General features: G+C 66.9%; 13 protein-coding genes and 1 tRNA gene. 6 read left to right on the top strand and 8 right to left on the bottom strand.

From position 1 onward, the window contains the following. Positions 1–7: 7 nt before the first annotated feature. The 4 genes from ETR14_RS13730 to ETR14_RS13745 all read right to left on the bottom strand — a co-directional run bounded on the left by ETR14_RS13730 (position 8) and on the right by ETR14_RS13745 (position 5,033). Positions 8–1,288 (bottom strand): MFS transporter, encoded by a 1,281-nt coding sequence (locus ETR14_RS13730; protein WP_129385386.1) that lies wholly within the window; start codon positions 1,286–1,288, stop codon positions 8–10. 20 nt (positions 1,289–1,308) lie between these two features. Continuing rightward, entirely contained in the window at positions 1,309–3,708 is a 2,400-nt protein-coding gene (locus ETR14_RS13735) for a TonB-dependent receptor (protein ID WP_243455515.1), read from the bottom strand. Positions 3,709–3,724: 16 nt separating this feature from the next. Then, positions 3,725–4,552, bottom strand: coding sequence for an alpha/beta fold hydrolase (locus ETR14_RS13740; RefSeq protein WP_129385388.1), 828 nt, complete (start codon positions 4,550–4,552; stop codon positions 3,725–3,727). 64 nt (positions 4,553–4,616) lie between these two features. Next, positions 4,617–5,033, bottom strand: a complete 417-nt coding sequence (locus tag ETR14_RS13745; RefSeq protein WP_165356439.1) for a type II toxin-antitoxin system HicB family antitoxin — start codon at positions 5,031–5,033, stop codon at positions 4,617–4,619. A gap of 78 nt (positions 5,034–5,111) precedes the next feature. Between ETR14_RS13745 and ETR14_RS13750 the strand changes: the two genes are divergently transcribed. From ETR14_RS13750 to ETR14_RS13765, 4 genes are all read left to right on the top strand, one after another. After that, positions 5,112–6,737 carry an ATP-binding protein gene (locus ETR14_RS13750; RefSeq protein WP_129385392.1) on the top strand — a complete coding sequence of 542 codons (1,626 nt, stop codon included), beginning with the start codon at positions 5,112–5,114 and terminating at the stop codon, positions 6,735–6,737. 115 nt (positions 6,738–6,852) lie between these two features. Continuing rightward, on the top strand, positions 6,853–7,470 hold the full coding sequence (locus ETR14_RS13755; RefSeq protein WP_129385394.1) for a TetR/AcrR family transcriptional regulator: 618 nt from the start codon (positions 6,853–6,855) through the stop codon (positions 7,468–7,470). Between the two features lie 85 nt (positions 7,471–7,555). Next, positions 7,556–8,779: a pitrilysin family protein gene (locus ETR14_RS13760; RefSeq protein WP_129385396.1), complete on the top strand. Its 1,224-nt coding sequence runs from the start codon at positions 7,556–7,558 to the stop codon at positions 8,777–8,779. A gap of 4 nt (positions 8,780–8,783) precedes the next feature. Beyond that, on the top strand, positions 8,784–9,650 hold the full coding sequence (locus ETR14_RS13765) for a class I SAM-dependent methyltransferase (protein WP_129385397.1): 867 nt from the start codon (positions 8,784–8,786) through the stop codon (positions 9,648–9,650). Here ETR14_RS13765 and ETR14_RS13770 read toward each other — a convergent pair. The 3 genes from ETR14_RS13770 to ETR14_RS13780 are packed head-to-tail and all read right to left on the bottom strand — an operon-like array spanning position 9,647 to position 11,288. Beyond that, positions 9,647–10,288 carry a heme exporter protein CcmB gene (locus tag ETR14_RS13770; protein WP_129385399.1) on the bottom strand — a complete coding sequence of 214 codons (642 nt, stop codon included), beginning with the start codon at positions 10,286–10,288 and terminating at the stop codon, positions 9,647–9,649. The genes ETR14_RS13765 and ETR14_RS13770 overlap by 4 nt on opposite strands. Beyond that, complete coding sequence (gene ccmA, locus ETR14_RS13775) at positions 10,285–10,857, bottom strand: heme ABC exporter ATP-binding protein CcmA (protein ID WP_129385401.1); 573 nt, start codon at positions 10,855–10,857, stop codon at positions 10,285–10,287. The genes ETR14_RS13770 and ccmA overlap by 4 nt, the downstream gene beginning before the upstream one ends. After that, positions 10,854–11,288, bottom strand: coding sequence for a metallopeptidase family protein (locus tag ETR14_RS13780; protein ID WP_129385403.1), 435 nt, complete (start codon positions 11,286–11,288; stop codon positions 10,854–10,856). The genes ccmA and ETR14_RS13780 overlap by 4 nt, the downstream gene beginning before the upstream one ends. Positions 11,289–11,347: 59 nt before the next feature. Between ETR14_RS13780 and ETR14_RS13785 the strand changes: the two genes are divergently transcribed. Further along, a complete protein-coding gene (locus ETR14_RS13785; protein ID WP_129385405.1) occupies positions 11,348–11,632 on the top strand; it encodes a 4a-hydroxytetrahydrobiopterin dehydratase in 285 nt (94 codons plus the stop codon). Positions 11,633–11,707: 75 nt separating this feature from the next. After that, a tRNA-Ser gene (locus tag ETR14_RS13790) sits at positions 11,708–11,798 on the top strand. A gap of 119 nt (positions 11,799–11,917) precedes the next feature. Here the strand turns inward: ETR14_RS13790 and ETR14_RS28385 are convergent. Beyond that, positions 11,918–12,064, bottom strand: a complete 147-nt coding sequence (locus ETR14_RS28385) for a hypothetical protein (RefSeq protein WP_165356440.1) — start codon at positions 12,062–12,064, stop codon at positions 11,918–11,920. Positions 12,065–12,113 lie beyond the last annotated feature (49 nt).

Genomic DNA, 12,113 nt, shown 5'->3' on the forward strand with positions numbered 1-12,113 from the left:
GAGGTGGTCAGCCGCGATACCAGTCCCGCTCCAGCCGCTTCGAGGCGACGAAGTAGAGTGCGGCGCTCAGCAGGTAGAATACGAGGCCGTAGAGGATCGACCAGCGCAGCGAATCCTGACCGTGAAGGGCGGTCATCCGATCCGACATGAAGCCGAGGAAGAAGATTCCGAAGCCGATGCCGATCAGGTTGTTGATGAACAGGAAGCTGGCCGACGCGGTCGCGCGCATGTTGGGCGGAACGATGTGCTGGACGGCGGCGATCACCGGCCCGAGCCAGGCAAGGGCCAGCATCTGGCCGATCGCGAACAGGATCCAGGCGATCGGCAGGGAAGGCGCGAACAGTCCGAAAGCGAAAGCCGGGGCGGCGATCAGGAAGCAGATCGCGGGGATTCGCGCGTAGGAGGCCGGGTTGGACGGACCGGTCCGATCGCCGATCCAGCCGCCGAGCCACGTGCCCGCGACGCCGCCGACCAGGACGATCGAGCCGTAGAACCAGCTCACCTCGATAAGGCTGAGGCCGAAGCTGCGGCTGAAGAAGGACGGCAGCCAGAAGATCAGGCCGTAGCCGAGGATCGATCCCGAGGCGGCGCCGAACGAGAGCAGCCAGAAGCTTGGCGTTCGGGCGAGCGTCGCCGCTACCCTTGGGAAGGGCGGGGCCGCCGCGCTGGCGCTTCCGTCGGCCGTGTCGAAGCCGCCACGCACCGGCTCGGGGATGCCGAGCTTGACCGCCAGCGCCGCGGGCAGCCCGGCAAGCCCGACGATCAGAAAGGCCGAGCGCCAATCGAGATTGCTGGCGATCCAGCCGCCGAAGAATACCCCGAGCGCCGACCCGATCGGTATCCCGAGCGAGAACAAGGCCAGCGCCCGCGCTCGCCGCGCCTTCGGGTAGAAATCGGAGATCAGTGCGTAGGAAGGGGCCACGCCGCCGGCTTCGCCGATGCCGACGCCCATGCGGGCGAGGAACAGGTGCCAGAAATTCTGGGCGACGCCGCACAAGGCGGTGAACAGGCTCCACAAGGCCACCGACACGGCGATGATGTTGACCCGGCTCTTGCGGTCGGCAAACCAGGCTACCGGGATCGCGATGCCGCTGTAGAAGAGGGCGAAGGCGAGGCCGCCCATCAGGCTGAGCTGGGTGTCGGTGAGCGCGAGCTCCGCCTTGATCGGCACCGCGAGCACGCCGATAATCTGACGGTCGATGAAGTTGAAGATGTAGGCGAGAAGCAGGATGGCGAGAACCCGGCGTCCCCTCCGGTCGTGCGTGCCGGTGACGCCGGTCTGGTTCATGCTCCTCGCTTTCCTTTCGATCAGAATTTGACGCCCAGGCTCAGGAAGACCTGGCGCGGATTGCCGTAGAAGGCGGTGGCGACGCCCTCAACACCCAGGCTCGGCCGAACCTGGCCGGCGGCGTTGCGAAGCGGAACGCCGGTAACCGGATCGGTCAGCAGGAACTGGTAACCCGAGGTGATATACTGCTTGTCCGTCAGGTTCTTGCCGTGGAGCCCGATCGTGTAGCGATCGTCGCTCGACGTCCAGACCAGGCTGGCATCGAGGAGGGCATAACCGGGCTGATCGAGGAAGGGGCTCGGGGTTTCGAACTGATAGGTCTTGCTGCGGTAGGAGAGCGTGGTGCTGGCCGACAATTCGCCGCCGCTCACCCGCGTCGCCACGTCCAGCGTGCCAGAAAGCGTCCACTTGGGCGTGTTCTGGATCCGCCGGTAATCCGCAACGTCGACCGGGCCGGTGCCGGGCACGTTGGTGATGAATTCGTCATATTGCGCGTCGAGATAGCCGGCCGTGCCGGTGAAGTTGACGCGGGTGCCGGAGGTCGGATCACGGAGCAGGGTCGCCACCATCTCGGCTTCGACACCCTTGAAGCTGGCTTTGCCGGCATTGGTGGTGACCCCGACGAAGGTGGGGACGTTGTTGATCACCGCGCCGACCGATCCGGGCACCTGCACGTCCTTGTAGTCGGCATAGAAACCGGCGAGCGCTAGGCGGAGACGGCGGTCGAACAGGGACGCCTTGTAGCCGAGTTCGTAGCTGTCGACCTTTTCCGGCTCGAACAGGAAGTAATCGAAGATCTCGGCAGCATCGCGGGTACCGTTGCCGTCGAGATCCGGCGCTGCCGTCGAAAGGCCGCGCGGATCGAAGCCGCCGCCCTTGAAGCCTTTCGAATAGCTCAGATAGATGGTGTTGTCTTCGTTGGGCTTGAAGCTGATCGAGGCGCGTGGCGTGAATTCCTTGAAGGTTTCTTCGCCGGTGAAATCGGATGTGCGCGGCCCGAGCTGGACTCCGCGGCCGCCCAGCTCCGGGGACGGGCCGTTGAGCAGATTGGCGCGGATCACACGGGCACTGCGCTTGTCGTGGGTGTAGCGGCCGCCGACCGACAGCGCGAACTGATCGGTGAAATCGTAAGTGAAATCCGCGAACGCGGCCCAGGTCTTGGTGTCGACGTCGCCGAAGGTCGAGGCGGTCAGGCCCGGCAGTGCGATCGGCGACGTCGTCGCGAGCACGACGTCGAAGATGTTGTTGGCGTTGGCATCGAGATAATAGACGCCGGCGACGCCGTTGAGCCTGGTGCCCTCGTAGAGGATCTGGAATTCGTTGGAGAATTGCTTGTTGCGGTAGATCGCCGGCACGTCGACGTCCGCCGACGGCAGCGAATCGAAGTCGATCGGCGCGAAGCTCTTGTCCTTCCGGTAGGCGAGGATGTTGCGCAGCGTGAGTTCGTCGCTGAGCTTGAGCTCCGCCCGCACGGCACCGCCATAAGCTTCGATCTCCTGCTTCGGCGTGTTGAGGCCGGCACGCGTGTCATAGACGTCGTCCAGCACGGGCGCGCCGGTCACCAGGCCCGGGATCAGCCGGTGCCCGTTGCGCGGATTGGAATCGTCCTTGGTGTAATCACCCGAGACGCGCAGGAAGAAGTTCGAGCTCGGCTCGATTTCGAGTGTGCCGCGCGCCGCCCAGATGTCGCGATTGTAATTGTCGAGGCCGTTGTTGCGATTCTCGCCGAAGCCGCCGCGGTACAGCCGTGCGCCCGAGGCGCCGATGCGGATTCCCTCGGTAAGTGGCGCGCTCGCCGACAGGATGATGTCGCCCTGTTTGTAGGTGCCGAAATTGGCCCGGGCGCGCAGCGTCGGATCGTCGGAAAGGCGGCGGGTGACGTACTTGATGGCGCCGCCGATCGTGTTGCGGCCATAGAGCGTACCCTGGGGACCGCGCAGCACTTCGATGCGCTCGACGTCGTAGATGTCGAGAACCGCCGCCTGCGGCCGGTTGAGATAGACGTCGTCGAGGTAGAGGCCGACACCGGCCTCGAAGCCCGCGACCGGGTCCTGCTGGCCAACGCCGCGGATGAAGGCGGTGAGCGTGGTGTTGGTGCCGCGCGATGTCTCGAGCGTGACGTTCGGCGTGGTGTCCGAGATGTCGGTGATGTCGATCGCACCCTGCCGTTCCAGCGCCTCGCCCGAATAAGCGGTGACGGCGATCGGCACGTCCTGCAGGCTTTCGGCGCGGCGGCGGGCCGTGACGATGATCTCCTGGTCCTGGCCGGCCGAAGTGGCAGCGGCGGCATCGTTGGCCCCTGCAGCCTGCTGTTCGTCAGAGGCGCTCGTGGCGTCCTGCCCCCAGGACGGGGCGGCAAGAGCGAGTACCGCAAGGGCGCTTCCCCAGCGCAAGCGCGTCATCAAGGCGTTTCCGGTCATGGCGATCTTCTCCTGCTTATGCTGTTGCGCGACTGTGACGGACTGGCGGTATGCTGACCGCGAATGCGCGTAGGGTGCGGTTGAAGAGTTCGGGCTCTTCGAGGTGCGGTGAGTGGCCGGAGTGCGCGAACACGATCCCGCGCGCATCGGGGAGAGCCCCGACGAGGTGATCGGCGGTATCGGCTCCGTAGAGATGGCTGCCTGCGCCATGGGCAATCAGGCTCGGTTGCCGGATCGTCGGCAGCACCGGGCGGAAGTCGGCATCCACCAGGGACGACCAGATCGCCGCGACGGTGGAAGCGTCGCTGCGGCCGAACTCGGCACCGGCCCAGGCGGCGAGCGGATGCGGAGCGTCTCCGTCGGCAAAAATGGCGCCGCCCGCAGCGGTGGCGAAGGCGGCAAAATCGTCGCGCATTGCCCGGCTGCGCGCCGCGCAGTGATCGGGAGACAGGCCAAGCGCCCAATCGGCATCGTTGCGGACGCGCGGAGTCATGTCGATGACAACGGCCGCTGCGAACCTGTCCTCCGAGGCTTCTGCCAACACGCGCCACAAGACTGAGGCGCCGAGCGACCAGCCGACCAGGATCGCGTCTTCGATCGACAGCTGTGCGGCAAGTTCGGCAACATCACTGGCAAGACGTTCGACCGAAGCCGCGGCATCGACGCTCGAGCGGCCGTGGCCGCGAAAATCGACCCGGATCAGCCGGAACTGGTCGGCGAGCGCGCGCTGCGGCTCGAAGAAGCCCGCATTGGCCATGAGCCCGTGCAGCAGCAGGACCGGCCGGCCCGCGCCTTCGTCATCATAAGCGATGCAAGCACCGTCCGACGCGGCGAAAACCGGCAACCCATCCTCCCTTTCCCGCTCGTCTCGGCAGGTGAGGGGAAGATGCGACTAAGTGAAAGTTGAGTCAACCTTCAACTTTGGATTTCAGCCGTTTGAGGCTGAAGACCCGGTGAAGTCTCCGGGCGGCTGCGCCGGGTACCCGGACCTTGGCGATGGGCGCCGGGGGTTCGACGTCGAACCCGAGATCGGTTGATCTCAGAGAAACGATGAGATCGCCTTTGGCGGAGCCGGGTTTCGGGATTGGCCGCCCTTCGATGCGATAAAGGTCAAGTGCGCCCTCGATCGCCTCGCGCGCTTTGGCGGCGGCCTCCTCGCGGGTGGCGGCATAGGTCATCGCTTCGGGAATGTCCGGGCACAGGGCGTAGACGGTCCCAAAACCATCGTCCGCCAGGATGACCGGGTAGGAAAGCAGCACCAGAAAATACTCCGACTGGAGCGTCGCTCTGAGCGCATGCGCCTTAGGAGCAGTGAAACGTCGCATATGGTATATGAACGGTATCGCGCGGCGCGGCCCCGCCCCTAAATTCGGTTGCTCTCGGCCGAGTCTCGGAAACCTTCATTGTCCTTCTCCATTGCAGCCGCGGTTGATCCGACCGCCTTCCTCTCGCTGCCCGGGCGAAGCGCTGCTGTGATCCGTGCCTTCCCGTGGGAGAACACGCCGCTGGGGCCGATCGCAGCCTGGCCGGCGGCGTTGAAGACCCTGCTCGCCACGGCACTGGTTTCCGCGGCCCCGAAGCTCCTCTTGTGGGGCCCCGAGCTGATCACGCTCCACAACGACGCCTATTCGACGAACCTCGGCACCGCCTTTGCCGACGCGATCGGCAGGCCGTTCCCGGCGCTCCGCCGCGACCTCTGGCCGAAGCTCGGGCCCCACATCGAAGCCGCTTATTCCGGATCGCCGCAGTTTCTCCCTAACTTCCGAGCGATTACGCGTCGCTACGGCCGGGATGAACCGGCGTCGGGAACGCTCGTCTACACACCGGTGCCGCTCGAGGATGGCAGCATCGGCGGCGTGCTTGGGGAAGTTTATGACACGACACGAGAATTCGAGCGCAGCGACCGGCTGGAAGGGGAGAATGCCCGGCTGTCGCAGATGTTCGAACGCTCGCCGGTGCTGATGGCGGCGACGACCGGGCCAGTCCTGACGTTCCGAGATGCCAACCCCGCCTTCGATCGTTTCTTCGGCGGTCGACCTCTGATCGGACGCGCGCTTCCAGATGCGATACCGGAGGCTGCGGCCCAGGACATGGTCGCGCCGTTGCAAGCCGTCTTTCAGAGCGGTGAACCCTGGATCGGCCAGGAAGTCGAATTCTGCGTGCACAACGGCCCCGACGCTGCGGCCGAGCGCCGCTTCGTCGATTTCATCTGGCAGGCGACGCGTGACGACCGCGGGGCGATCACCGGATTGGTCTTCTTCGGCTACGATGTCACCAGCCGCCGCGTGTCGCGCGAGCGCGCCGACCACCTGCATGCGCAATTGCTGCACGCCTCGCGGCTCAACGCCATGGGGACGATGGCGATGACCCTGGCCCATGAGCTCAACCAGCCGCTGACCGCAGCGGCGAATTTCCTCACGGCAGGCCAGCGCTTCCTCGCCATCGGCGGGGACCAACGCGCGATCGAGAACCTGCTCCGGGAATCGGAGCAACAGATTCAGCGTGCCGGCGAGATCATCCGGCGCATGCGAAGCCTCGTCTCGGCCGGCGCCGCCCATCGCGAGGAGGTGCCGCTCACCGATGTCATCGGGCGGGTTGTTCGGCTGCTCGAAACCAGCGGCGAGCTTTCGCGCAACCGCGTCGAGGTTGCAGTGGCGGCAGCAGCCCAGACCGTGATCGCCGATCAGGTGCAACTCGAACAGATATTGCTGAACCTCTTGCGCAACGCCGGTCAGGCATCGGCCGCCACGACGGAACCCATCATCGTTGATGCGATCGCCGCCGGGGCCATGGTGCAGGTGTCGGTGCGGGATCGCGGAGCCGGGATCGCGGCGGAACGGATCGGCGGCCTGTTCGACGCCCTCCAGCCCTCGACATCGGGCGGACTCGGAGTCGGCCTGTCGCTCTGCCGCACGATGGTCGAAGCGCAGGGCGGCCGCATCTGGGCGGAGGCGCCAGCAGCCGGAGGAACCATCGTCAATTTCAGCTTGCCCGCGGGGCCGCAGCAGCGCGCGACGGACCAAGGATGAGGGCATGATTACGGACCAGGCTGATTCAGCCCGATCTGATCATGCTCTAGCGCCGTCAAGGCGGGTTGCACGGGGGTGAAAAGCGGCTCAGTTTGACCATCCCCGGGGAGAGGCGATGGCATATGTGAACGAGGCCGCGGCGGGCGGCGAGAAGGAGCCGCGCACCGAGCGTGGCCGCAAGACCCTGCGCCGGCTGATCGAGGCGGCCGCCGCCGAATTCGGCGAGCGCGGCTTTCACGAGGCCGCGATCACCGGAATCACCCAGCGCGCCGGCGTCGCGCTCGGCACCTTTTACACCTATTTCGAGAGCAAGGAGGAGGTGTTTCGGGCGCTCGTTCGCGACATGAGCCGCGCCACCCGCGCCCATGTCGCCGAAGCGGTCAAGCATGCGCCCGATCGCCTGGCCGCCGAAAGAATCGGCCTCGAGGCGTTCATCGCCTTCGTCCGTCAGCATCCGGAGCTCTACCGGATCATCGAGGAAGCGCAGTTCGTCGCCCAGGACGTCTACCGGGAACATTACCGAAGCTTCGCCGAGGCCTATGTGCGCAATCTGGCCGGCGCCCGGGGGCGCGGCGAGATTGCCGACGGCGCCGACGAGCCGCGCGCCTGGGCGCTGATCGGGATGAGCGTCTTCCTCGGCATGCGCTACGGCCTGTGGGACGAGGATCTCTCGCCCGGCGAGGTCGCTGACACCGCGATCGCGTTGGTTTCGGAGGGGCTGCGGAAGCGATGATCCGCCTATCGCGTTCGCCTGGGCTGACCCGTTTCGGGAAGCCATGGTTGAAGCGCAGCCGGCCCGCGCCTAATTGGCCCAGTTCATGAAGCTCACCACCCTTTCCAGCGGCCTGCGAGTCGCCAGCCGCCAGATGCCCGGTATCGAGACTGCCGCCGTCGGCCTCTATGCGGAGACCGGCTCCCGCTACGAGGCGGCGCCACTCAACGGCATCGCCCACCTGTTCGAACATATGGTGTTCAAGGGCGCCGGCGGCCGCTCGGCCCGGGATATCAGCGAGGCGATCGAGGACGTCGGCGGCGATCTCAACGCCTCGACCGATCGCGAGACGACGAATTTCACCGCGTCGGTGATGGCGGAGCACATTCCGCTCGGCGTCGAGATGATCGCCGATCTCGTCCAGCGTCCGCATTTCAACGCCGGGGAGCTCGAACGCGAGAAGGATGTCGTGCTCCAGGAACTGGGCGAAGCGCGCGATACCCCCAACGACATCATCTTCGACGATCTCCAGTCGGCCGCCTTTGCCGAACAGGCGCTGGGGCGTTCGGTGCTCGGCACCGAGGAGAGTATCGAGGCGATCCAGGTCGACGATCTCGAGGCGTGGCGCAGCAGCCATTATCGGGCCGGCAGCCTGACTCTCGTCGCGGCCGGCAAGGTCGACCACGATCGGCTGGTCGATCTCGCCGAAAAGCATTTCGCCGACCTTACCGCGGGCAGCAGCGACACGCCCGATCCGGCGCGTTTCACCGGCGGCGACCGGGTCGGCCGCACTTCGTCGGACCAGGCGCACCTTGCGCTCGGCTTCGGCGCGCCCGGCCAGACCCATGAAGACTATTACGCCGCCCGCCTGTTCAGCGACGCGGTCGGGGGCGGCATGTCGTCCCGCCTGTTCCAGCAACTGCGCGAGGAACGCGGCCTCGCTTATTCGGTCTATTCGATGCTGCAGCCCTGGGCCGACACCGGCCTGTTCTCGATCTACGCGGCCACTGCGCGCCGGCAGTCTGCCGCGGCCGCGCAGCTGATCGAGGAGATTCTTGCCGATGCTGCCGAGACGATCACCGAGCGCGAATTGCAGCGCGTTCGCACCCAGGCCCGAGCCGGCCTCTTGATGTCGCTCGAAAGTCCGTGGGGCCAGGCCCATTACGTGGCGCGGCAGATCCAGACCTATGGCCGCCTGGTCGAGCCCGCCGAGGTCATCGCCGATGTCGACAAGGTCGATCTCGACCGGATCCGTGCGGCCGGCCGGGCAATGCTTTCGGGGCCGCGGGCCCGGGCCACGATCGGCTTCCCGGCCGTCCGCGCCGCCTGACCGCATGGTCCTTTCCACTCTCGTCGGCGAGCCCTGGGCCGATTACGGCCTCATGGACAGCGGCAACGGCCGCAAGCTCGAACGCTACGGTCCCTACAGCTTCATCCGGCCCGAGCCGCAGGCGATGTGGGCGCCGGCCCTGGCCGACTGGGATGCCGACGGCGAGTTCATCCCCGGCTCGGACGAGGATGGGGGCGGTCGCTGGCAATTTGCGCGTCCGGTGCCGCAGGCCGGCTGGGACATGGGCTGGGAGGACGTCCGCTTCCGCAGCCAGTGTACGCCTTTCCGCCACCTCGCTTTCTTTCCCGACATGTCGCCGCAATGGGCATGGATGCGGGAGCGGCTCGGCGCCGGCTCGGAAGCGATGAACCTGTTCGGCTATACCGGGGTCGGCACCCTGGCGATGGCTGCCGCCGGCGCGCGGCTCACCCATGTCGATGCGTCCAAGAAGTCGGTGGAGGCGGGCAAGGAGAATGCCCGCCTGTCCGGGTTTGCCGAGCGGCCGATCCGCTGGATGATCGACGATGCCGCGAAGTTCACCGCCCGCGAAGTGCGCCGCGGCCGCCGCTATGACGGTATCATCCTCGATCCACCGAAATATGGCCGCGGCCCCACCGGCGAGGTCTGGCGGCTGGAAGAGGGGCTGCCCGGCCTGATCGCGGATTGCCGCAAATTGCTCGACGCCGACAGCCGATTCCTTGTCCTCACCGTCTATGCGGTTCGGATGTCGGCGCTGGCGATCGGCGAACTCCTCCGCCAGGCGCTCGCCGATCTCGGCGGCAGGATCGAATGCGGCGACATGGCCGTCCGAGAGGAAGCGCGGGGCCTGCTCCTTCCGACCGCGATCTTCGCGCGCTGGAGCCGCGACTAGTCGCGACCCGCGCGGATCGCCGCGCCCGCGGCAAACGGCGCGATCGCGACCAGCAGCAAGGAAACGGCGCCGAGAAGCTTGGCCGCGCCGGCGCCGCCGCCAGGCTCGATCATCGCCGCGCCGAAGATTAGGATCGGCACCGCCAGCGGCAGGATCAGCAGCCCGGCAAGCGCACCGGTGCCGCGCAGCCCGGCGGTCAGCGCCGCGACGATGAGGGTCAGCGCCGCGAGGCCCGGCGTGCCGGCGGCAAGGCCGATTTCCAGGCGAAGCAGGATGTCCCCGGGCAGCTTCATCAAGGCGGCAGCCGGAAAGGCGGCGATCATCAGCGGCGGTCCGAAGCTCAGCCAGTGGCCGGCGAGCTTGGCAAAGGCGATCGTCTCGTCGCCGATGCCGCGCACCGCCAGCTGATCGAGCAGGCCGGAGGCGCGATCGGGCTCCACCAGCCGCTCGACCGGCAGCAGGGCGGCAAGCAAGGCCGCCATCCACAGGGCGCCGCCGCCGGTGCGCGCCAGCAAAGGCGCGTCCGGCCCCACCGCGAACGGAAACAAGGCCGCGACGAGCAGGAAGAAGATGAGCGGCAGCAAGGCATTGCCGGCGGTGAGCGCAAGCCGCAGCTCGCGCGCGATCAGGGCGATCATGCGAGCGCCACCGTCCGCGCGTCGTCGAGGCCCAAGGGTTGGTGCGAAGCGGCGAGGATCGCGCCGCCGCCCGCGCGGTGTGCCGCCATCGCGGCGCCGAGCCGCGTGAGCCCTTCGGCATCGAGGCCGTTGCCGGGCTCGTCCAGCAGCCAGAGCGGGGCACCGGCAGAAATCACCCGTGCCAGCACGGCGCGCTTGCGCTGGCCGGTGGAAAGCATCCGCACCGGCACTGGTGCCAGCCTGGCAAGGCCCATCGCGTCCATGCCGACGCGTTCGTCGCCGCCGTCGAGCCGCGCCCAGAATCGCAGGGCGTCCGCCAGAGCCTGGCGCGGGTCGAGCGCGAGGCCTTCGTCGGCGAGCGCCGCCGATCCGTGCCGCTCGACCAAGCCTGCACTCGCCCGCAGCAATCCCGCCGCGACACGGATCAGGCTCGATTTACCGATGCCGTTGGGGCCGGTCAGCAGCAATGCCTCACCGGCCGCGATCCGCAGCGTCAGCCGCTCGAAAAGCAGCCGCCCGCCGCGGAGGAGAGCGACCTCCTCAAGGCGCAGCAGCGGCGCTGCGCTCATTCGGCGGAATCCTCGATCGCGTGCATGTCGTCGTCGGAGAGGCCGAAATGGTGGCCGACCTCGTGGACGATGACGTGGGTGATCAGCGCCTCCAGCGACACGCCGGTTTCAACCCATTCGTCGAGCAAGGGGCGACGATAAAGATGGATGATCGGCATCAGCTCGCCAGGCGCCATCTGCTCCTGGTGGCCGACAGGACGGCCGGTATAGAGGCCGGTAAGTTCGAACGGATCCTCCATGCCGAATTCGGCGAGGACCTCGTCGCTCGCGAAATCCTCCACCCGAACCACGACTCCGCCGAGCAATCGCCGGAATGGCTCGGGCAGCCGCGTCATCGCCCGGTCGGCAAGCGCCTCGAGCAGCGCCACATCGGGCGCGAAGGTCTCGGCCGCCGGGTTATCGGATGGCTCGTTGGTTTGACGCTCGCTCATGGCACGTCCCATAAGGGTGAAGCGTTGGGCGCGCCAGCAAGTGCGGTGAGGAGGATGGAATGCTGCTGACGGACGGAATACGCGAGGAGCGGCTGAAGGCGCTGCCCGACTGGGCGTATGACGGCGACGCCCGTGCGATCCGCCGCACGCTGCGCTTCGCCGATTTCGCCGAGGCGTTCGGCTTCATGACGCGGGTCGCGCTGCTGGCCGAGAAGGCGGATCACCATCCCGAGTGGAGCAATGTCTGGAACCGGGTGGAGATCGCGCTCACCACCCACGACGCCGGCGGCCTCACCGAACGCGACCTCGATCTCGCCGCCGCGATCGACGCGCTCGTCGCCTGACCCGCGGATTACGCACATCCCCGTGCTTGCCCTTTCCGAAATCGCCGACTAGAGGGCCGTGGTTCCAGAGCATGCGGAGCGGTGGCCGAGTGGTCGAAGGCGCTCGCCTGGAAAGTGAGTATACGTCAAAAGCGTATCGAGGGTTCGAATCCCTCCCGCTCCGCCACAAAAAGGCCCCCGCTCAGGGGGCCTTTTTTGTTGCGCTTCGTGCGCTGCCGAAGGGACAACGGGCTCGGCGTCGCACGCGCGACGATGCGGCGGACCGCTCCGACGCCGGGACAGGGCTCAGCCAAGGTAGCGGAGCGCGAGCACGGCCGCGACGATCACGCCGAGCACGCCGAGCCAGAACATCCAATCGGTTCCGGTCACCATACGCTTGATGTGCACGCGGCGGGTGTAATCAAACCCGAGCGCGCGCCAAAATCGTTCCATTCTGCGCTCCTCTTTCCTGGATGACGCCGCCAATTCACGAAACCCGCCG

This window comes from Sphingosinicella sp. BN140058 (assembly GCF_004135585.1).
In the GTDB taxonomy this organism is placed as follows: Bacteria; Pseudomonadota; Alphaproteobacteria; order Sphingomonadales; family Sphingomonadaceae; genus Allosphingosinicella.

Coding starts and splice junctions, on each gene's coding strand:
- ETR14_RS13755 (WP_129385394.1), top strand. CDS start 6,853: ATGGCATATGTGAACGAGGCCGCGGCGGGCGGCGAGAAGGAGCCGCGC.
- ETR14_RS13785 (WP_129385405.1), top strand. CDS start 11,348: ATGCTGCTGACGGACGGAATACGCGAGGAGCGGCTGAAGGCGCTGCCC.
- ETR14_RS13730 (WP_129385386.1), bottom strand. CDS start 1,288: ATGAACCAGACCGGCGTCACCGGCACGCACGACCGGAGGGGACGCCGG.
- ETR14_RS13745 (WP_165356439.1), bottom strand. CDS start 5,033: ATGCGACGTTTCACTGCTCCTAAGGCGCATGCGCTCAGAGCGACGCTC.
- ETR14_RS28385 (WP_165356440.1), bottom strand. CDS start 12,064: ATGGAACGATTTTGGCGCGCGCTCGGGTTTGATTACACCCGCCGCGTG.
- ETR14_RS13770 (WP_129385399.1), bottom strand. CDS start 10,288: ATGATCGCCCTGATCGCGCGCGAGCTGCGGCTTGCGCTCACCGCCGGC.
- ETR14_RS13735 (WP_243455515.1), bottom strand. CDS start 3,708: ATGACCGGAAACGCCTTGATGACGCGCTTGCGCTGGGGAAGCGCCCTT.
- ETR14_RS13765 (WP_129385397.1), top strand. CDS start 8,784: ATGGTCCTTTCCACTCTCGTCGGCGAGCCCTGGGCCGATTACGGCCTC.
- ETR14_RS13780 (WP_129385403.1), bottom strand. CDS start 11,288: ATGAGCGAGCGTCAAACCAACGAGCCATCCGATAACCCGGCGGCCGAG.
- ETR14_RS13760 (WP_129385396.1), top strand. CDS start 7,556: ATGAAGCTCACCACCCTTTCCAGCGGCCTGCGAGTCGCCAGCCGCCAG.
- ccmA (WP_129385401.1), bottom strand. CDS start 10,857: ATGAGCGCAGCGCCGCTGCTGCGCCTTGAGGAGGTCGCTCTCCTCCGC.